Raw genomic sequence first — 19,995 nt, 5'->3', positions numbered from 1 at the left:
TTTGTGAGGAGGTAGATAACATGGAACTGTATCGCGCTCATGTGCTGGTCTGCGGAGGAACCGGATGCATATCATCGGGTTCTGCAGGTATTATCGATAAATTTAATGAGGAGCTTGAGAAGCATAACATAAAGAACGAGGTCAAAGTAGTACGGACGGGATGCTTTGGCCTGTGCGAAGTGGGGCCCGTCGTAATTGTCTATCCCGAGGGCGCTTTTTACAGCCGTATCAAAGTTGAGGACGTGCCCGAAATCGTTGAAGAACACCTGGTAAAAGGAAGAATTGTTAAGCGGCTTTTGTATCACGACAGCGTAGCAGAGGATCAGACCATCAAATCGCTGGATGAAGTCGGCTTCTATAAAAAGCAGATGAGGATAGCCTTCAGGAACTGTGGCGTGATTGACCCCGAAAATATAGAGGAGTACATCGCAGTCGATGGTTATAAAGCCCTGGGCAAGGTTCTTACCGAGATGACGCCCGAGCAGGTTATAGAGACCATCAAGGCGTCGGGACTGAGAGGAAGAGGCGGCGCTGGATTCCCAACGGGACTCAAATGGGAGTTTACCCGAAAGGCGCCTGGGGATAAGAAGTATGTCTGCTGTAACGCCGACGAAGGCGACCCCGGTGCTTTCATGGATCGAAGCATCCTCGAGGGTGACCCGCACAGCGTTATCGAAGCCATGGCCATTGCGGGATATGCAGTGGGGGCTGACCAGGGGTATATTTACGTCCGTGCGGAATATCCAATCGCTGTTAAACGATTGACCATAGCCATAGCTCAGGCCAGGGAATACGGCTTGCTGGGCAAAGATATCTTTGGGACCGGTTTTAATTTCGATATAGAGCTGCGCCTAGGAGCTGGAGCATTTGTGTGCGGTGAGGAGACCGCACTTATGGCTTCAATTGAGGGACGAAGGGGCGAGCCGCGACCCAGGCCACCTTTCCCGGCAGTCAAAGGCGTATTTTCCAAGCCCACGCTTCTCAACAACGTTGAAACCTATGCCAACATTCCGCCCATAATCCTGAAAGGGCCCGAGTGGTTCAGCTCTATTGGAACAGAAAGGAGCAAGGGGACCAAGGTATTTGCATTGGGCGGGAAGATCAACAATACCGGCTTGGTAGAGGTGCCCATGGGTACAACCCTGAGGGAAATCGTCTATGATATCGGTGGAGGAATTCCCGGTGGCAAGAAATTTAAGGCGGCTCAAACGGGTGGTCCATCTGGTGGCTGTATACCGGCGGAACATCTAGATACGCCCATTGACTATGAATCGCTCATTCAAGTCGGTTCTATGATGGGCTCGGGCGGACTTATCATAATGGACGAGGATACCTGCATGGTGGATATTGCCAGGTTCTTCCTTGACTTTACGGTGAGCGAGTCGTGCGGTAAGTGTCCGCCGTGCCGCATCGGTACCAAGAGGATGCTGGAAATATTGGATAGGATAGTGAGCGGTAAGGGACAGGAAGGGGATATTGAGAAGCTAGAGCTTCTGGCCAAGAACATCAAGGCGTCTGCTCTGTGCGGTTTGGGGCAGACGGCGCCCAACCCGGTGCTTAGCACCATACGCTATTTCAGGGACGAGTACGAAGCGCACATAAGGGAGAAGCGCTGTCCTGCTGGCGTGTGCCAGGCGCTGTTACGTTATGTTATTGTGGCCGAGCTGTGTAAAGGTTGTGGGCTGTGTGCCAGGAACTGTCCGGTGGGCGCTATATCCGGTGAGCCCAGGAAACCCTACAGCATAGATCCGGATAAATGCATTAAGTGCGGCGTGTGTATGGAAAAATGTCGGTTTAACGCCATCAAAAAGCAGTAAGCGCATTTTGAGGGGAAAGGGAGTGAGAGACATGGAAATGGTCAAAGTTACCATAGATGGCATCCAGGTTGAGGTTCCAAAAGGAAGCACTGTCCTGGAAGCCGCCCGTCTTGCCAATATAGATATACCAACCCTGTGCTATTTGAAAGGCATAAATGAGATCGGAGCATGTAGGATGTGCGTTGTGGAAGTAAAAGGGGCCAGGGCCCTGCAAGCTGCTTGTGTATATCCGGTTTCGGATGGGATGGAGATAAGGACAAACACGCCCGCTGTCCGTGAAGCTAGGAGGGTGAACCTGGAGTTCATTCTGTCCAATCATGACCGAAGCTGTTTGACATGCGTGCGCAACCAGAACTGTGAGCTTCAGGAGTTGGCTCAAAAGCTGGGCGTCAATAAAATACGGTTTGAGGGAGAGCGCATAGATTATCCTATAGACGATTTTTCGCCTGCCATAGTGCGTGACCCCAACAAGTGTATCTTATGCCGTCGGTGTGTGTCGGTATGCAGAAACGTTCAGGGCATAGGGGTAATCGGAGTAAGCGAGAGAGGCTTCGATACAATCGTTTCGCCGGAGTTTGGCATGAGCCTTAATGACGTTCCCTGCATCTACTGCGGGCAATGCATTGAAGCTTGTCCTGTGGGTGCTCTGAGGGAGAAAGATGACACCGAGAGGATATGGGATGCGCTCAATAACCCAGATCTTCATGTAGTGGTACAGACAGCGCCGGCAGTACGCGTAGCCTTAGGTGAAGAGTTTGGCATGGAGATGGGTACCATTGTCAAAGGTAAGATGGTAGCGGCGCTAAGGCGATTGGGGTTTGATAAGGTATTCGATACCGATTTTGGGGCCGACTTGACCATAATGGAAGAGGGGACCGAGCTGCTTAATAGGATCAAGAACGGCGGCAAGCTTCCTTTGATTACTTCCTGCAGCCCAGGTTGGGTTAAGTACTGCGAACACTATTTCCCTGAATTTCTGGATAATCTGTCAACCTGCAAATCTCCTCACCAAATGCTGGGCGCAATGATTAAGTCCTATTACGCCGAGAAGAATGGCATTGACCCTTCGAAGATATTTGTGGTTTCGGTGATGCCGTGTACCGCCAAAAAATTTGAAGTCACGCGTCCCGAGCTCAGGGCTACCGGTTATCCCGACGTCGATGCTGTGTTGACCACCAGAGAGCTGGCGAGAATGATCAAGCAGGCAGGCATAGATTTTGTAAACCTTCCTGATGAGGAGTTTGATCCCTTCTTTGGTGATTCCACCGGAGCCGGCGTCATATTCGGTGCAACCGGCGGCGTGATGGAGGCAGCCCTCAGGACGGTAGCCGAAATTGCGACAGGCAAACCGCTGGATAATGTCGAGATAATGGAAGTGCGAGGGCTGGAAGGGGTAAAAGAGGCCGAGATTTCACTGGGAGACATCACCATAAAAGCGGCGGTGGCACATGGTACTGCCAATGCGAAAGCCCTTCTTGAGAAGGTAAAATCGGGAGAGAAGGAATATCACTTTATTGAGATAATGGGATGCCCGGGTGGATGTGTCAACGGAGGCGGCCAGCCAATAGTCAAGGCCAAGGACAGGATGGATGTGGATTCCCGACAGGTAAGGGCTGCTGCCATCTATCGGGAAGACAGAAATCTGCCGCTCAGGAAGTCCCATGAGAACCCATCGATAAAGAGGTTATATGAGGAATATCTGGGCCATCCTAACAGCCATAAAGCTCACCAGCTTTTGCATACCCACTATGTACCAAGAAAGAAGTACTGATTTTATTGAGCTATGAAGGGAATAATGAATAATAGTACAAAATAAAGGAGCCTATACCGGGGATGTACCGGAGGCTCCTTTTATAATATTAGTTTTGGATATAAATAGGATTTTGTGCAGAATATACAAATTTTGGGTGTGAGTATAGCTTAAACGACACAATTTTTAGGATTTCTATTGACTAATATTATTTAATGTAATAACATAATTTGTAAAGTAAACAAACGAATATGAAGGGAGTGCACACTTATGGCTTATTTTGAAAATATCAAGCCCATCGCTTATGAAGGTCCTGATTCTAAAAACCCTCTCGCGTTTAAGTATTATAATCCTTCCGAAGTTGTTATGGGAAAAACAATGGAGGAACATTTGAGATTTGCGGTAGCTTACTGGCATACTTTTACTGGTACCGGTGCGGATCCGTTCGGAGAGAAAAACATGGTTCGTCCCTGGGATAAATATACAGGCATGGATTTGGCGAAGGCTAGAGTGGAGGCGGCTTTTGAGTTTTTTGAAAAATTAAGTGTTCCATTTTTCTGCTTCCATGATCGCGATATTGCTCCCGAGGGTGAGACCCTAGCGGAGACCAATAAAAACTTGGACGTAATAGTATCCATGATAAAGGAATACATGAAGACCAGCAAGGTAAGGCTTTTGTGGAATACCGCTAATCTGTTCAGCCATCCCAGGTACGTACATGGGGCTGCTACGTCCTGCAATGCTGACGTGTTTGCCTACGCGGCAGCACAGGTTAAGAAAAGCCTTGAGATCGCTGTGGAGCTTGGTGCTGAAAACTTCGTATTTTGGGGTGGTAGAGAAGGGTATGAAACGCTGCTCAATACGGACATGAAATTTGAGCTTGATAATCTTGCCAGGTTCCTACATATGGCAGTGGAGTATGCTAAAGAAATCGGCTTTAAAGGGCAATTTTTAATAGAGCCAAAACCAAAAGAGCCCACCAAACATCAATATGACTTTGATGCAGCTACAACCATTGCATTTTTGCAGCATTATGGTTTGAAGGATTATTTCAAATTAAATATAGAAGCGAATCATGCTACGCTGGCAGGACACACCTTTGAGCACGAGTTGAGGGTGGCAAGCATATATGGCATGTTGGGGTCTATTGATGCAAACCAGGGAGACCTGCTTTTAGGCTGGGATACCGATGAGTTCCCCACCGATTTATACATGACCACCTTGGCAATGTATGAAATATTGAAAGCCGGTGGTTTTACTACAGGTGGAATCAATTTTGATGCCAAGGTAAGACGAGGCTCTTTTGAACCTGAGGACCTGTTCTATGCTCATATTGCAGGTATGGACGCTTATGCCATAGGCTTGAAGGTAGCGGCAAAGCTGATTGAAGATAAGGTAATAGACAGGTTCATAGAAGAGCGGTATAGCAGTTACAAGAGCGGCATAGGGCTGGATATAGTCACCGGTAAAGCCAATTTCCGTACCCTTGAGCAGTATGCAATGCAGAATCCTGGAATCAAGAACCGCTCTGGAAGACAGGAAGTGATAAAGATGTTGATAAACGAGTATTTGCTCAATGTTAAATGATTATCGTTATGATAACAAGGAAGAGTATAGGAACTTCAGAACAAGGAGGAACTTGTATGGCTGAAGCTTTATATAAGGATAAAAATCAGCCGATTGAAAAGCGGGTTGAGGATCTGCTGTCTCGAATGACGTTGGACGAAAAGATAGCTCAGCTAAGCGCAGTGTGGGTATATGAAGTGTTGGATGATACAAAGTTTTCACCCGATAAAGCTGCTTCCAAGATTGGGCATGGTATTGGTCAGATTACGCGCATTGCGGGGGCTAGCAATTTGGACCCTGAATCATGCGCCAAGATAGCAAATGAAATTCAGAAATATTTAATGGAGAATACCCGCCTTGGGATACCGGCCATCGTACATGAGGAGTCATGTAGCGGTTTTATGGCAAAGGGAGCCACTTGTTTTCCCCAAACGATCGGTGTAGCAAGCACATGGGAGCCCGAGCTAGCCAAAGCGATAGGTGAGGTAATAAGGACGCAGATGAAGGCTGCAGGGGCTCATCAAGCTTTGGCCCCTCTGCTAGATGTGACGCGTGATCCTAGATGGGGTAGAACCGAGGAGACTTTTGGAGAAGACCCGTATTTGGTGGCGCAGATGGGGATTGCGTATATTAAGGGTCTGCAGGGTAGTGGATTGCACGACGGAATTATGGCCACAGGAAAACACTTTGTGGGCTATGGAATGTCCGAGGGCGGGATGAACTGGGCCCCAGCGCATATTCCAGAGCGAGAGCTTCGCGAAGTGTATTTGTTTACCTTTGAAGCAGCTGTGAAAGAAGCCAAGTTGGCTTCAATTATGCCGGCTTACCATGAAATAGATGGTATACCATGCCATGCTTCAAGCCGGTTGTTGAAGAATATTTTGCGCGATGAGTGGGGGTTTGAGGGCTTAGTAGTTTCCGACTATTTTGCTATCAATATGCTATACGAATATCATAAACTTAATCCCGATAAGGTATTGGCGGCTAAAAAAGCGATTGAAGCAGGAGTGGATATAGAGCTTCCAAGCACTGACTGTTATGGTTTACCTTTGAAGATTGCTGTGGAACAGGGTATTGTCTCTGAAGAGGTTATTGACAGGGTTGTGGCACGGATTTTAGAGCATAAGTTTAAATTGGGGCTGTTTGAGGATCCATACGTCGAGCCTTCTAAGACTAAAGCGGTGTTTGATATTCCAGAGCAGCGTCAGCTTGCGCGAAAAGTGGCGCAGAAGTCAATTGTGTTATTGAAAAATGAGAATGATCTTTTACCGTTAAGCAAAGATGTACGTTCGATAGCAGTTATTGGGCCCAATGCTCACAATGTTCGCCACATGATAGGGGACTATGCTTATCCGTGCCATATTGAGACACTGCAAAACATGGCTGATGCTTTTGATACGGCAAGGCCCGAACATGTTGATTTGGCTGATAAAGAACTGTTTGTACCAATGGTCAGCATACTGGATGGTATAAAGGAGAAGGTGTCTGACAATACCGAAGTTATGTACGCAAAAGGCTGCGATGTGCTGGGCGACGATACCAGTGGTTTTGATGAAGCAGTTGAAATCGCTAAGAAAGCCGATGTAGCTGTTGTAGTTGTTGGCGATAGGTCTGGCCTCATACATGGTTGCACTTCAGGTGAGGCTAGAGATAGAGCCGATTTGAATTTGACAGGCAAACAGGAGGAGCTTATCAAAGCGGTGCATGCTACTGGGACGCCAGTGGTAGTTGTACTGGTCAATGCCAGGCCGCTTTCGATCACCTGGATCCATGAGAACGTTCCTGCAATAGTTGAAGCATGGCTCCCTGGTGAGGAAGGCGGTCGAGCAGTTGCAGACGTGCTGTTTGGCGATTACAATCCAGGTGGCAAGCTGCCGATTAGCTTCCCGCGCACGGTAGGACAGGTGCCGGTATACTATTCCCATAAGCCGTCGGGAGGACGCTCCCATTGGCTGGGCGACTATGTAGAGTGCAGCACAAAGCCGCTGTATCCGTTTGGCTATGGACTGAGCTATACAACTTTTGAGTACAGCAACCTGAAGATAATGCCTCAGGCTGTTGATATGAGCGGTGAGGTCCGCATACAGATCGATGTTACCAATACCGGTAAAATGGCAGGGGATGAGGTGGTACAGCTGTATGTCCATGTTCCAGCCCAAAATGTGACTAGGCCCGTGAAGGAGCTCAAGGGATTTAAACGCATCAGCCTTGAGCCTGGTCAAACAAAGACCGTTGTATTTGAACTGCCGATTGCTTTGCTGGGATTTTATGATGAGAACATGGACTTTGTGGTAGAACCGGGCAAGGTTGACGTTTTCATTGGCAGTTCATCCGAAGATATAAGGGCTACAGGTCAGTTCAATCTCGTAGGAGAGAAGCTGATCATAGGGAATAACAAGAAGTTTACTACAAAGGTAACAGTAAAAGATTGAAGTACTTTTTAAACTTTTGTGACTGACAAACATAGCGCCTGTACATTTGTTGCTGAAGCCAAAAATGTACAGGCGCTAATTTTATTTACCTAAGTGGTGAAAAAGTAAAATTACGCATCAAATTCAAGTCTTCGACTTTTTAGAAGGTTATTAACAAGATAAGAACATATGGTCCGAAGTTAAAAATATTTAATGTGGATATAAAATTTTATAAAATTAATACCAAAAAATATTGAAAATATTAAAAAACATATTGAAAAAATTAATTTTAGTGATATAATGGTAACTGGATAGCGATGATATAGATTTAATTTTACTTGTAGGGGGATCAGCAGTTGCAAAACAATATCATAACAACATGCGCGGTATGTGGTACTAAGCTAGAAGTGACAGAATTGCATTGCTGCCGATGTGATACCACATATAAAGGGCATTTTAAGCTAGATAAGTTCAGCTATTTAACGCCTGAGCAGAAATATTTCATCGAGGTATTTCTAAAATGCAGGGGCAACATCAAAGAAGTGGAGAAGGAACTCAACATTTCATATCCAACTGTTCGTAGCAAACTTGATGATGTTATTTGTAGCCTGGGTTACGATGCTGATGGTAATGAGAAAAAACAGATTAACAAAAGGGAAATTTTGGAGCTGTTAGACAAAGGGGAGATTACCTACGAAGAGGCAATGAAGATGATGAAGGGGAATAGTAAATAAATTAATGAAAGGATGGGTGTGATGAAGGAAGAAATAAGAAAGATTTTGAAAATGGTGGAAGAAAAGAAGATTACTGCGGAAGAGGCAGAAAAACTTATTGATTTGGTTGAACCGGAAAACACGGGTCTTATGCAGTATGATTCAAGTGCAAACGGAAATAATGAGAAATTTTTGAGAATTAAAGTAGTTGAAAACGGGGCTAATAAAGTGAATGTAAATATTCCACTGTCATTACTTGAGGTGGGATTAAAACTGGGAACACAGGTTGGGGCACAGTTTGAGCCTAAATTGGAAGCTTTGAAAAATATTGATTTTAACGAGATCGTACAGTCTATTAAGAATGGAGCACAAGGAAAGCTTGTCGAAGTAAGAAGATGATGATACTTATGTAAGCGTTGTAGTTGAATAACGTGTGAATTGTGAAAAGTTTATTTGAGGATGATAGAAAATGGATGACATTGAGATTTTAGAGAAACTGGATAAAGGGCAAATTGATTTTAATGAGGCTTTTACCTTGATGAAAAGGAATCGGGAGACTGTAAAAACTACTAAGGGACGTTTTTTAAAGGTTAACATTAAGGATGGAGAACGGCGTTTCCCTATAGTGATACCATTGTTTTTGATTAATACGGGTTTTTCACTGGGCAAAGCAATAGTTAGACTTATTCCGAAGGATAAGCGAGACGGTAAATTAGAAGAGGCATGCAAGATTTTAGATAAAATAGAAAGAAGGGATATAAAGAGATTGGTTGATGCTTTAAGAAGGTGTAGATCATATCCTTTGGTTCGGGTAGAGGATGGTAATACCCTTGTGGATATAAGCATTATATAATTTCTTCATCAAAGGGTTGTGTGTCGAAAGGATAATATTGTTTTTGAGAGATTAAAAGCCTTTTTAAAGGCTTTTTTATTTTTTAAGCTATACAGATGAAACAAAAACAAAGGATATTACAGATTGGCTGCTTGACAAATTGCATACTACAAGAGGCTGTCCAAAATTTTGTGTATGGATAAAAATAATAAAGCTCTTTTCTGGCTTGGTTTTTAAACCTCACCTTAGCCAGAAAAGAGCTTTCGTTTTTATAAAATTAAGTATGGCTACTGTGGATGCTTACTCTTTTTTGCGTCCAAATGCTTTTCTGTTGTTGATATTGTCGCTGTTTTTGGAATTATTGCTTTTTACCATATTCTGAATATTTCCCGCTTTTTGAATGTTATTGTTACCTTGTGTATCATTTGTATCCTTATTTTTGTCTTTTGTTTTATCTTGGCTGTTTTGAGCGCTATTACCATCATCAATATTTTCTTCTTCAACTTCCTGGACAGGCTGCTGTGCGTTTACTTCTTCATTTTCATCGACGGGTTGTTCTTGGTCGGTTTCATCTACCTCATTATTTTCCTTGTTTTCCTTTTCGTTATCCTGACTGCTTTGGTTACGGACTCTGTTTTTTACGGCTGCTTTCTTTTGTGTTATTGCAGCATTTAGCTGTTCTTTGGCCTCAAGCTGAACAGCTTGTTTCTGCTCGACCAGCTTCTGCGCTTCCGCAATTTTTTCTTCATCTCCGGTTTTCATGGCTTTTTTGAGCTGTACTTCTGCCTTTTTGAGTTCCTGCTTGGCGGTATTGTATCTGTGTCTAGCTTCTACCATCTTGGCTACAGCTTCTTTCTTTTCTGTCTGCATTTCTATTACTTTTTCTATTCTTTCCCTAGCCTGTTCCGGCAGTTTATCCTTTATAGCGTTTAAAGCCCTTATGCTGTTTTCTTGCCTCAGCCTCAGCCTTACTTCTATGGTATTTGGCTCACTATTTTCGGAACTGTCATCAGGAATATCCGTGTTACTGTTGTTTTCTTCGGCTGGAGTTTGTTCGCTACCCGGATTTTCTAATCCTTCTTCTTGGGAGCTTTGTTCTGTTTCAGTGCTTTTTGTGTTTTGTTCGGTATCGGTGTTTTGTGCATCCTGCTGTTCATTTTGACCTGCCTCGTTGGAAGTGTTTTTGTTGGTAGGTTCAACTTTATTCCCGTTTTCTAGATTTTCTTGTGCTATCTGTTCTAATTTTTCATATGCTTGCTGCATTTTTTGGCTGTATTCTTCTACAAGCTCCAGCGCTTTTCCTTCGTCGCCTTTTTCAAGCATGACTTCGCTTTCGCCAAGCCTTTCTTCGGCAACATCAGTGAGCGCAATCGTCTTGTTTTCATCTCCTATTGTGAGGAAGACTTTTAGGTCATCCAGCGCAACATCAACGGGATAAAAGATGCTGCCGGGAGTTATGCCGGCTTTATCAGCATAGGAGATGACGTTGTTTTCCTGGGCAAAACCAGGTATTGCCAGGCTCAACATAAACATAAAAGCTGATGTTAAAATCAAACATTTTCTCATTTGAAACCCCTCCCGCTTTTTACAGTTTGTTTTTGCCTTTCGTCTATATATACGAATGCTGTGTAATGTTTTTGGGAGTTATACTTATCGGAAATAAAGAGTTAACAAACCCCTTAAAAACGGGGATTTAATCGTATATATGGTCGGGAGGGAACATAATCTTGAACAAGGATGTGATAAATAGCTCCCGCAGTGAATTCATAGAAAGCAACAAGGGATTTATATACAGAACGGCATGCAGTGTATGCAAAAGAAAGCTGGATTTTGATAACGATGATGAAGTCTCAATAGCGATGATTGCCTTTAACAATGCATGTGAGAGCTATAATGAGAAATACGGGAACTTTTTTGCATATGCTGCAGTGGTGATACGCAATGCCCTTATTGACTATTTTAGAAAATCCAAAAACTCTCCTGTAGCCGTGTTTTCTGATGATGACCAGCTGGATTACATAGATTATAGGGCATCAATGAGGGATTATGAGTTGAAGGTAGAGAATGAATTCAGGGCGCAAGAGATAAATGAACTGTCCGGTGAGCTCAAAGCATATGGCATTGATTTTGAATCGCTGGTTTCCTGTTCTCCAAAGCACAAGGATACCAGGGATGCCCTTTTAAACATAGCCTTGTATTGTGTAAGGGACGCTGAGTTGCTCGATAAGATAAGGACAAAGAAGGCTTTGCCGGTAAAGGAGTTGACAGAAAGGCTTGGCACGAATAAAAAGATGTTTGAGAGGTGGAGAGAAAGTATATTATTGCCCTGGTTGTCATTCTTGCGGGGGATTATCCCTATATCAAATCCTATTTAAACATCAAGGTAGGTGAAAAAGAGTGAAACAGGAGGGTGTAGTGCTCAAGGTAAAAGGCACAACGGCGGTGATAATGACATCTGATGGACGATTTATAAAAGTAAGAGTTAAAGGGCGTCCTCCTGCGGTAGGAGAGCTGTATTGCGGCAAAACGCTGGGGAGCAGTAAAACATTTATCAGATATGTAGCCATGGCTGCAGCCGTTGTGCTGGTGCTGCTCTTATTTTCTGCGCTAAAGCTGTATTATACGGCCTATGCCTCGGTTGTGGTAGATGTAAATCCTTCTATAGAGCTTATGATTAACCGATGGGAGAAGATAATAAAGGCCGTTCCGCTAAATGAGGATGGCGACAAAATCCTGTCGAGAATCGAGTTGACCAACGTTTCTTTGGATGCAGGGCTAAAAAGGATTGTCGATGAGTCAATAAAGCAGAAGTTTATAGATGGTGATCGTGCTGTGGATGGCAGCAGCATAAGTGTAAATATTTACTATATCGGCGATGGAAAGAAAGTTGACCTGTCGGGTTTTGAACGGTATCTTACCACGGCAAACGTAAAATACGAGATAAAACAGCGATCTGCTGAGAAGTATCGCCGTGAAATAAATAGCCGTGAGACAGGTGCTACAGAAGAAAACATCAAAGGTGATGGTATTGGAAATCATAAAGGCAACATGGATGGTAAGACGGATGATGGTACTAAGCATAATGATGGGTATGATGAAAACCAGGGAAGAAAAGACAACAAAGAGGATGCACAGAATAAAGGTAATACGGGGGAAAACACAGAGAAAGGAAGTACTAGTCCAAAGGTAGATAAAAACTTAAACAACAGCAGTGCCGCTGATAAAGGAAACAGCGACAACAAAGGTGGTACAAACAACAAGAACAAAAAAGAAACCGGCAGCGACAAAACCGGCACAAATAACAGCAGCAATAAAGGAAACGATGACAGCGGCCAGAAGGGCCAAATTTATGGTAGCGATGAAAAATTCCCTGCAGGGGATAAGAATAAAAATACTGAGAGGAACGAAAATGTCAATGAATACCATGAAACTAAAACGGAAAAGTTAAACAGAAATGCACGGGGAAACAAAGCGAACCGCGGTAATCGGTCCGGCAAATAGGGAACTACAAATCCTGCGAAGACCGGTGATGTTAAAGATACCGTAAGTAACGGGAGAAACAAGGATTAAGGTATTCAAATGACAGGATGTTTGTGGTACACTTTTAGTGTACCTTTTTTATACTAGTAAAATTAGAAGTTCAATTTAGAGTGTTTAAATTTGTTAAAACTTGGGAGGCTTTTAAATGGAAGGCAGAATGGATACACAGGATAAGATCATAGCCACAGCTATAGACATGGTCGGGCGTCAGATTAATTTAGATTTTACCGTAAGGGAGATAGCCGAAAAGGCCAATGTAAACCTGGCATCGGTTAATTATTACTTTCGTTCAAAATATAATCTTCTCAATGAAGTTGAAAAGCATTTTGTCCTCGAAAGCCATCGCATATATGAGGAAGTGGCCCGCTTAAATGCCGGCCCCAGGGAAAAGATAAAATTCTGGGCCATGAAGACCATGGAACACATGATGGAATATCCAGGCATTATATATCTTATAGTTACCAAGTTGCTTCACCATAAGGGTAAAAACGCGGGGATTGTGGGATTGATCGATACGCTGGAACACAGCATTATGCCACTTGTTAAGGAGTTGACGGGGGTCGCTGACGATTTTACGGCTTCGGTAAAGCTGATGCAGTTATTCTCAGGCGTTGTAGCACCTGTGCTTTTTTATTATGGAGCCGGGCGCACGTTTAATATAGACATGCGAAGCAGTAAGGACAGGGAAGCGTACGTTGAGTTGCTGATCGAAAGTATATTATAGACTTATGCCACACAGCCTGATCCTATTTGTTTGCCGTTGTTTAAAGTCAGGGTGATTTTTAGGCAAATGTGTAATGTACTTGCTGGGCGAATGGATTACCAAATATAAACCCCATGATGAATACAATGCTACCAGGATTAAGTGTGATTTTCGGGAGCAAAGCACGTGTTTGTCGGCAATTGTTGAATAAAGAGCTGTTTTTTGCCTTGACAAACGCTTTTTTAAGCGCTATATTTAAACATACATATTAAACAAATGTTTTAAACATACATATTAAACAAATGTTTAATATGGACGTTTGCCAAGTACTTTTTGCGACCTATATGACGAGGTGAGATATTATCATGATTACGTTTAGCAGGTTTGTCGTGAAGCACAGAAAAGCAGTACTCGCGCTGTTTTTGGCCCTCTTGATTTCGTCTGTTTTCGGCATATTCTTAACGCGAGAAAATTACGACATATTATCGTATATGCCCAATTATTTGAACTCCCGGAAAGGAGAAGAGATTTTAGAGGAAAATTTTAACCTTTCGGGGCAGGCTTTCCTGGTGGTTAAAGACAGGGAAATGTGGGAAGTTAAGGATATAAAATCCCGCATTGAGGCTGTAGATGGAGTGAAAGACGTAATATGGGTTGACGACTTTGAGGATATAATTTTGCCAATGGAGTTTATGAACCCTGATATCCGAGAAAACTTCTTTTCGGGCAGATCCACCATTTTGCAGATTCAGTTTGTCGACAATGCCAGGTCTGAGTCCACAATGCGGGCAATAAATGAGATAAGGAAAATCATAGACAGGGATATGCTGTTTGGCGGAGAACCTGTCATCATGAATGACCTCAAGGTCATAACTTCAAAGGAAATGGTATATTACATGGTCATTGCTGTAATATCTATATACCTCATCCTCTCGGCTTCCATGACCTCGTTCATTGAACCGCTTCTGTTTCTCGTTTCAATAGGAATTGCCATTTTGCTGAATATGGGTACCAACATTATAAAAGGCGAAATATCCTTTATAACGGCCTCTATAGCTGCCGTTATGCAGCTGGGCGTGTCCATGGATTATTCCATTTTCCTGCTACATAGGTTTGAAGAGGAAAGGCAAAAGCATCCCAATATAGATGATGCCATGGTTGCAGCCATGTCAAGGACAGGAGTGCCGGTGATGGGCAGTGCCCTTACCACCATTGCAGGGTTTGTGGCGCTGATGTTTATGAAGAACGGCATAGGCCGCGACTTGGGGTTTGTCCTTGCCAAGGGAATAATATTCAGCCTTCTGATGAATATTACTGTTCTTCCTTGCCTGATCCTGATGTTTAGCAAATATGCAGACAGGCACAGGCATCAACCCATCATTCCTACCTTTAAACGGGTTTCTCGATGGATTGTTAGGTTCAGATGGGTTTTCCTTGTCATAATAATAGTCCTGGCTGTGCCTTCATTTCTAGCACAGCGAAATCTCCAGTATTACTACAGCATAGAACATTATTTGCCCGAGAATTCGCGGGCTGCGGTAGATACCGATAAGATTAGGGAAAGCTTTATGAATACCGAAGTTGTATATGTCGTGATTCCCGATGAAGGAGCAATAAAGGAAAAGGAATTGATAGACAGGATTGAGGCTCTAGATGCGGTGGATTCGGTAGCCGCTTTATCCCAGCAGGTTGATGTAACCATACCAGAAAACTTTATTCCCGGCGATATAAGGGAAAGATACGTAAAAGGAAATTACAGGTATTTTGAGGTGCGCCTGCTGACTCCTGCGGATGACCCGCGGACGTTTGAAGCGGTTGACCGTATAAGGGAAGCCGCTGGAGAGGTGTTTGACGAATATTATGTAACGGGGTCGCCAGCACTGACAAGGGATCTGGCTGGTCTGGTGGAGGCAGATAACAGGATGGTCTCCATAATATCCATAGGCCTGATATTGGCCATCATAGGTTTCAGCTATATGTCGCTTTCTCTTCCGTTTTTGCTCGTGCTGGTGATTGAAATGGCCATATGGATAAACTTAAGCATACCGTATTTTCAGGGGATCACCGTCTCATCCTTGACGCCGATAGTTATAGGAGCCATTCAGCTGGGAGCCACAGTGGACTATGCCATTTTGTTTACCAGCCGTTACAAGGAAAACCGTGAAAGGATAAAGGATAGGCTGGAGGCCATAAGGCAAACGATAGAGGATACCGGCCGTTCTGTATTAACCAGCGCTCTGACCATGATAGCTGCCACGCTCGGCATTGCATTGATTGCCAGCATAAAGGCAACGGGAGAGCTGACCATGATGATTGGAAGGGGTGCGGCTATAAGCATGGCGGTGATCTTTCTCGGGCTGCCTTCTGTATTTTTGATATTTGACAGGCTGATCGGCTGGACCACAAAAAGCTGGGCAAGAGCTGGGAAAGCCAGTAAATAGGTTTTAAGGGTATGTAAACAAACGTGTAAGGGGTGAGTATTTATGAACATGAAAAAGATGTTATCAAGAGCACTGCTGTTTTCGGTTGTACTTTGCTTCGTATTGATGCCAATGGGTACGACCTATGCTTATAGAGGTTTAAAAGTAGCATTGGCCCAACCATCTGACAAAAATGCGGATGATGGTTCAGGCTTTGTTTCTAAAGATGAGACTGTTTACGTGATTTTGGACCATGACGGTAAGGTGCTGGAGCAAAGGGTTGTCAACCGCATTTATGGGAAAGGAGAGATAAAACAGATACGGGATTATGGCCAGTATAGCTCGGTCAGAAACATGGAAACTTCAGCTGAACCGAAGGTTCAGGACGGGCAGATAGTATGGGATGGTCAGTTGCTGAAAAAAGGCGACATATATTATGAGGGGATAACCGATAAGGAACTGCCCATTGAAGTATCAATAAGGTATTTCTTGGACGGTAGAGAGGTTGATGCACAGAGCCTGGTGGGCAAGAGCGGCAATTTGAGGATTGAGATAGGAATTAAAAACAAGCTGAAGGTGACACAGCCCATAACCTATGAGAGCTATGAAAAGGGCAGCATATCTAAAGAGTATGAGCACTATGTACCTTTCCTGGTACAGGTGTCTTATCCCGTTGACCTCAACATATTTTCTGATGTAAAAGCCGACGAGGCAGTGAAGGTTGTAACCGGTAGGACCATGAACTTGAGCTTTGCCACGTTTCCGTACCCTGATGCCAAAGTGACCTTTGAGATGAGGGGCAGCAACATAGAGCTTAAGCCCTTAACGTTTACGGTTATTCCGCAAGTGCCGCCTGTGCCGGATGTCGACATGGAAGATGAACTGAAGAAAATGCTGGATGGCGTGCGGGAGATCCGCGATGGATTGAAGCAGTTTGGCGCTGCTACGCAGCCTCTGGCGAGCGGCGGCAAGCAGATGGCTGAGGGCAAACAGGCGCTTGAGCGAGGGATTTCTGCTCTTGTTGCAGGAAGCGATGAATTAGATGAAAGCTCAGATGAGTTGATAGCAGGCTTTGATGTCAGCGTTCAGGGCTTTAATGAGTTAAAGGATGGGGTGACAAAGCTGGCCGAGGGTTTAAATGAAGTGGCTGCCGGGATGAATAGATTGGCCGGTTCTGCGGGGGAAGTGTCTTCTGCTGTAAATTCTCTGGCGCAGGCTGCCAGCCAGCTACAGGATGCTGCCAATGGTTGGGCACAGAACATGGCGCCTGGACTGTTACAGCTTGTAAATATAAACGAGGAAATGTTGACTATAGCCCAAAAGCTGGTGCAGGAACAGCCTGAAGGTTCTGATTTGTATAAGCTGGGACAGATGGTCATTAAGCAAAACAGGCTTATTATAGAGAGTATGGGTGGCCCAGAAAGCATTATAAACAGTGGCGCGCAGCTTTTAGGGGCAATAAATGGGGTGAAAGAAGCGGTAGATAAATTAAAAGAAGGGTTGGACAGCCAGTTCATTCCTGGAATTCAGGCCATAAACGATTCAATTGCCAGTTTGGCATCTGGTGCTAAGGCTACCCTTGATGGAATGGAAGAATACCAAAAAGGGCAAACGGCTTACAGGCAAGGTCTTGTAAAGTATGTTGAGGGAGTGGGGGACGTTGCTGATGGCTTGGATGCCTTGAGCGGAAATTTAACCAGGATGTTCACGGGAATGGATTCTTTGGTCAAGGTTTTGGAAAAGATGGATGAGGGCTTAAGTGCGATGGATTCGCAGGGCCTTTCCGAAATGGAAGAGGGGATTATACAAGCAATTGACGACATGCGCTTTGCCAAGGCATTGAAACGGCGAATGGAGGAGCTGGCTGACGGCTACAGGTCCTTTATGGATAACGAAAGAAACAAGAACAGCAGCGTCCAGTTTATCATGAGAACCAGAGAAATAGCGTATGAAGAGGAGGCAAAAGAAGCGCAAGATGTTCAGGATATCCAGCCCAAGATGAATTTATGGGAACGCTTGCTCGATTTGCTCGGTCTATAGAAAATTTACCATCTTTGAAGGAATTTTCGAGTTTTTATCGAATATACAATATGGTAGGGGACCTGCGATTAGCTATGAAATGTAAATGCTTGTAAAGTATTATTGGCTTTGAAGTAAGTGTTTCAAGATGCTTTGAGAGATATAAAAGATACTTTGTGAGAGATAGATGCAGTAGAAGGACGAGATTTGTAAAATGAGCCCTTTGGATTTTATGACAAGCTAAAATTTTGCAAGAAAGGAGGAGTGGCGCAGAAGGCTCTGTTTTAAGGGGTCTTCTGCGTTACTGTATAATTAGATGATAAAAATAAGGTTTTTAGGCGCGGTAGATGGGGTAACGGGGTCATGCCATGTAATCGAGTTTAATGATAAGCTTATACTGCTTGACTGTGGCCTGTATCAGGGGAAGGATGAGGAGCTGAACTATGCGGAATTTGAGTTCAATCCGGCTGACATCGACTATTTATTTTTAAGCCACAGCCATATAGACCACAGCGGAAGAATTCCCTTGCTGGTCAAGAAGGGCTTTAAGGGAACCATATATTGTTCAAAGCCCACCTATGATTTGTGCGAGGTTATGTTGCTTGACAGTGCACACATTCAGGAAGCCGAGGCGGAATGGAAAAACAGGAAAGCAAAGCGTTCGGGCAAGCCGCTGGTTGACCCGCTTTATACCCAAGCCGATGTACACGACAGCCTGAGATTTTTTAAGCCGGTACTGTATGGCCAGATCGTTAAGGTGGATGACGATTTGACAGTGAGGTTCAGCGATGCCGGGCATATACTGGGTTCTTCCATAATCGAGATGTGGTTTAAAGATGAGAATGAGGTGATCAAGATTGTCTACTCAGGAGACCTGGGCATGAAGGAAAAGCCTTTGCTGAAGGACCCGGCAGCGATCGATAGCGCAGATTATGTTATAATGGAGTCAACGTATGGGGACAGAGAACACAAGGACGTTGAGCAAGCGGAACAGCAGCTGATCGACATAATACTGAAAACTGCTGAGAGGGGAGGCAGTGTCATCATACCCTCTTTTGCGGTGGGCAGAACCCAGGAGATAATATATCACCTGAACAAGTATTATGACAAAAAATTGAGTGAAGCGGGGGAAAGGGAAAATAGATTGAGGAAAATACCAGTATATGTAGACAGCCCACTTGCCATAAAGGCGACCGAAGTATTCGCTCGCAATGCCCATGTGTTTGACGAGGAAGCAAGGGATTATCTGATGAAGGGAGATAATCCGCTGTATTTTGAAAATCTCCATTTTATTCAAAGCGTTGAGGAATCTAAAATGCTCAATTTCTCCAATGAACCCAAGATAATCATCTCGTCCAGCGGCATGTGTGAGGCAGGACGAATTAAACACCATCTGAAACATAATCTGTGGAAAAAGGAGTGCAGCGTGGTATTTGTTGGATATCAGGCTGAGGGTACCCTTGGAAGGAGAATTTTGGATGGCGCCAAAGAGGTCAAGATACTGGGAGAGGATATTCGTGTAAACGCTGAGATATATGATGTGGAAGGTTTTTCTAGCCACGCCGATAAAAAAGGGTTGATAAACTGGCTCAAAAATTTTAGCGAGAAACCCAAAAAGGTGTTTTTAGTACACGGGGAGTCTGAAGCCAAGGAAGGGCTTGCAAAAGAGATAAATGATATTTTAGGAATCGAATGCCTAATTCCGGCTTACAATACGGCCTACGAAGTAAGAGGCAAGGCCGAGGTGAAAGAGATAGATGTTGCGGGTAGAGAAGAGTTAGAGGTTTCAGGACAGGTTGAAAGAGTATATATAGAAAAGCTGAAGAATGAGATTGTGAATATAAAGCACCTGATTGAAAATGCCTTAAAGCTCATCGAAGAGTATCTAAACAGCGATAACGTGGATATGGAAAAGTACAGAAAGATCAACAACAGTTTACTGGAGATAGAAAGCAAAGTCATGGACCTTACCATATTGAGTGGAAGGTAGGGCGAGAAAAAGAAGTTTTTTCTGTAGCAAGTCTGGTCGATGGTACAGGAAGCCACCACCTCCATAGGTAGGTGATAGTTCACATTGCTAATTGTGGTTAATGAATTATAAAAGAAAAACTTGGTAATTGTCTATGCAAAAGAGGTTTGAGCTTGTCAAATCAATGTTTAAGGCTGATGGTGGAGAGAATCATCGCAAGCTTGTCATTGGAGAGGGTGGACACCGTTTTTATGC

Annotated in this window: 14 protein-coding genes; 13 read left to right on the top strand and 1 reads right to left on the bottom strand. The window is 44.1% G+C overall.

Translation table 11 applies throughout. From position 1 onward, the window contains the following. Positions 1-20: 20 nt before the first annotated feature. The 7 genes from nuoF (at position 21) to BM241_RS01570 (ending at position 9,110) form a co-directional block, all read left to right on the top strand. On the top strand, positions 21-1,817 hold the full coding sequence (nuoF, locus tag BM241_RS01600) for an NADH-quinone oxidoreductase subunit NuoF (protein WP_092281876.1): 1,797 nt from the start codon (positions 21-23) through the stop codon (positions 1,815-1,817). Between the two features lie 31 nt (positions 1,818-1,848). After that, the gene (locus tag BM241_RS01595; RefSeq protein ID WP_092281875.1) at positions 1,849-3,588 is read left to right on the top strand and encodes an NADH-dependent [FeFe] hydrogenase, group A6; all 1,740 of its coding nucleotides are present in this window, start codon (positions 1,849-1,851) and stop codon (positions 3,586-3,588) included. 249 nt (positions 3,589-3,837) lie between these two features. Further along, complete coding sequence (gene xylA, locus BM241_RS01590; RefSeq protein WP_035146022.1) at positions 3,838-5,154, top strand: xylose isomerase; 1,317 nt, start codon at positions 3,838-3,840, stop codon at positions 5,152-5,154. A 56-nt stretch (positions 5,155-5,210) separates the two neighbouring features. Beyond that, positions 5,211-7,565: a glycoside hydrolase family 3 N-terminal domain-containing protein gene (locus tag BM241_RS01585; protein ID WP_025747000.1), complete on the top strand. Its 2,355-nt coding sequence runs from the start codon at positions 5,211-5,213 to the stop codon at positions 7,563-7,565. Positions 7,566-7,900: 335 nt separating this feature from the next. Further along, positions 7,901-8,278, top strand: a complete 378-nt coding sequence (locus tag BM241_RS01580; protein ID WP_025746999.1) for a DUF2089 domain-containing protein — start codon at positions 7,901-7,903, stop codon at positions 8,276-8,278. Between the two features lie 21 nt (positions 8,279-8,299). Continuing rightward, the gene (locus tag BM241_RS01575) at positions 8,300-8,656 is read left to right on the top strand and encodes an SHOCT-like domain-containing protein (RefSeq protein WP_051456311.1); all 357 of its coding nucleotides are present in this window, start codon (positions 8,300-8,302) and stop codon (positions 8,654-8,656) included. 70 nt (positions 8,657-8,726) lie between these two features. Next, a complete protein-coding gene (locus BM241_RS01570) occupies positions 8,727-9,110 on the top strand; it encodes a hypothetical protein (RefSeq protein WP_025746998.1) in 384 nt (127 codons plus the stop codon). Positions 9,111-9,389: 279 nt separating this feature from the next. Here the strand turns inward: BM241_RS01570 and BM241_RS01565 are convergent, their stop codons facing one another. After that, positions 9,390-10,655, bottom strand: a complete 1,266-nt coding sequence (locus tag BM241_RS01565) for a DUF5667 domain-containing protein (RefSeq protein ID WP_092281874.1) — start codon at positions 10,653-10,655, stop codon at positions 9,390-9,392. A gap of 161 nt (positions 10,656-10,816) precedes the next feature. Between BM241_RS01565 and BM241_RS01560 the strand changes: the two genes are divergently transcribed. From BM241_RS01560 to BM241_RS01535, 6 genes are all read left to right on the top strand, one after another. Continuing rightward, positions 10,817-11,464 (top strand): sigma-70 family RNA polymerase sigma factor, encoded by a 648-nt coding sequence (locus tag BM241_RS01560; RefSeq protein WP_177206060.1) that lies wholly within the window; start codon positions 10,817-10,819, stop codon positions 11,462-11,464. A 22-nt stretch (positions 11,465-11,486) separates the two neighbouring features. Continuing rightward, positions 11,487-12,590 (top strand): anti-sigma factor domain-containing protein, encoded by a 1,104-nt coding sequence (locus tag BM241_RS01555; RefSeq protein ID WP_025746996.1) that lies wholly within the window; start codon positions 11,487-11,489, stop codon positions 12,588-12,590. Between the two features lie 184 nt (positions 12,591-12,774). Then, positions 12,775-13,353 (top strand): TetR/AcrR family transcriptional regulator, encoded by a 579-nt coding sequence (locus BM241_RS01550; protein WP_092281871.1) that lies wholly within the window; start codon positions 12,775-12,777, stop codon positions 13,351-13,353. A 344-nt stretch (positions 13,354-13,697) separates the two neighbouring features. Further along, positions 13,698-15,773, top strand: coding sequence for an efflux RND transporter permease subunit (locus BM241_RS01545; RefSeq protein WP_025746994.1), 2,076 nt, complete (start codon positions 13,698-13,700; stop codon positions 15,771-15,773). 42 nt (positions 15,774-15,815) lie between these two features. After that, positions 15,816-17,792, top strand: a complete 1,977-nt coding sequence (locus BM241_RS01540) for a methyl-accepting chemotaxis protein (RefSeq protein ID WP_025746993.1) — start codon at positions 15,816-15,818, stop codon at positions 17,790-17,792. 298 nt (positions 17,793-18,090) lie between these two features. Continuing rightward, entirely contained in the window at positions 18,091-19,761 is a 1,671-nt protein-coding gene (locus BM241_RS01535) for an MBL fold metallo-hydrolase RNA specificity domain-containing protein (RefSeq protein ID WP_092281886.1), read from the top strand. Positions 19,762-19,995: the final 234 nt, after the last annotated feature.

The organism is Caldicoprobacter faecalis (assembly GCF_900115765.1).
GTDB classification, from domain to species: Bacteria; Bacillota; Clostridia; order Caldicoprobacterales; family Caldicoprobacteraceae; genus Caldicoprobacter; species Caldicoprobacter oshimai.
This window is presented reverse-complemented; position numbering and strand designations above follow the sequence as displayed.

Excerpts from the sequence above, each read along its gene's own strand:
- BM241_RS01550 (WP_092281871.1), top strand. The coding sequence starts at position 12,775 with ATGGAAGGCAGAATGGATACACAGGATAAGATCATAGCCACAGCTATA.
- BM241_RS01570 (WP_025746998.1), top strand. The coding sequence starts at position 8,727 with ATGGATGACATTGAGATTTTAGAGAAACTGGATAAAGGGCAAATTGAT.
- nuoF (WP_092281876.1), top strand. The coding sequence starts at position 21 with ATGGAACTGTATCGCGCTCATGTGCTGGTCTGCGGAGGAACCGGATGC.
- BM241_RS01595 (WP_092281875.1), top strand. The coding sequence starts at position 1,849 with ATGGAAATGGTCAAAGTTACCATAGATGGCATCCAGGTTGAGGTTCCA.
- BM241_RS01545 (WP_025746994.1), top strand. The coding sequence starts at position 13,698 with ATGATTACGTTTAGCAGGTTTGTCGTGAAGCACAGAAAAGCAGTACTC.
- BM241_RS01565 (WP_092281874.1), bottom strand. The coding sequence starts at position 10,655 with ATGAGAAAATGTTTGATTTTAACATCAGCTTTTATGTTTATGTTGAGC.
- BM241_RS01540 (WP_025746993.1), top strand. The coding sequence starts at position 15,816 with ATGAACATGAAAAAGATGTTATCAAGAGCACTGCTGTTTTCGGTTGTA.
- xylA (WP_035146022.1), top strand. The coding sequence starts at position 3,838 with ATGGCTTATTTTGAAAATATCAAGCCCATCGCTTATGAAGGTCCTGAT.
- BM241_RS01575 (WP_051456311.1), top strand. The coding sequence starts at position 8,300 with ATGAAGGAAGAAATAAGAAAGATTTTGAAAATGGTGGAAGAAAAGAAG.
- BM241_RS01585 (WP_025747000.1), top strand. The coding sequence starts at position 5,211 with ATGGCTGAAGCTTTATATAAGGATAAAAATCAGCCGATTGAAAAGCGG.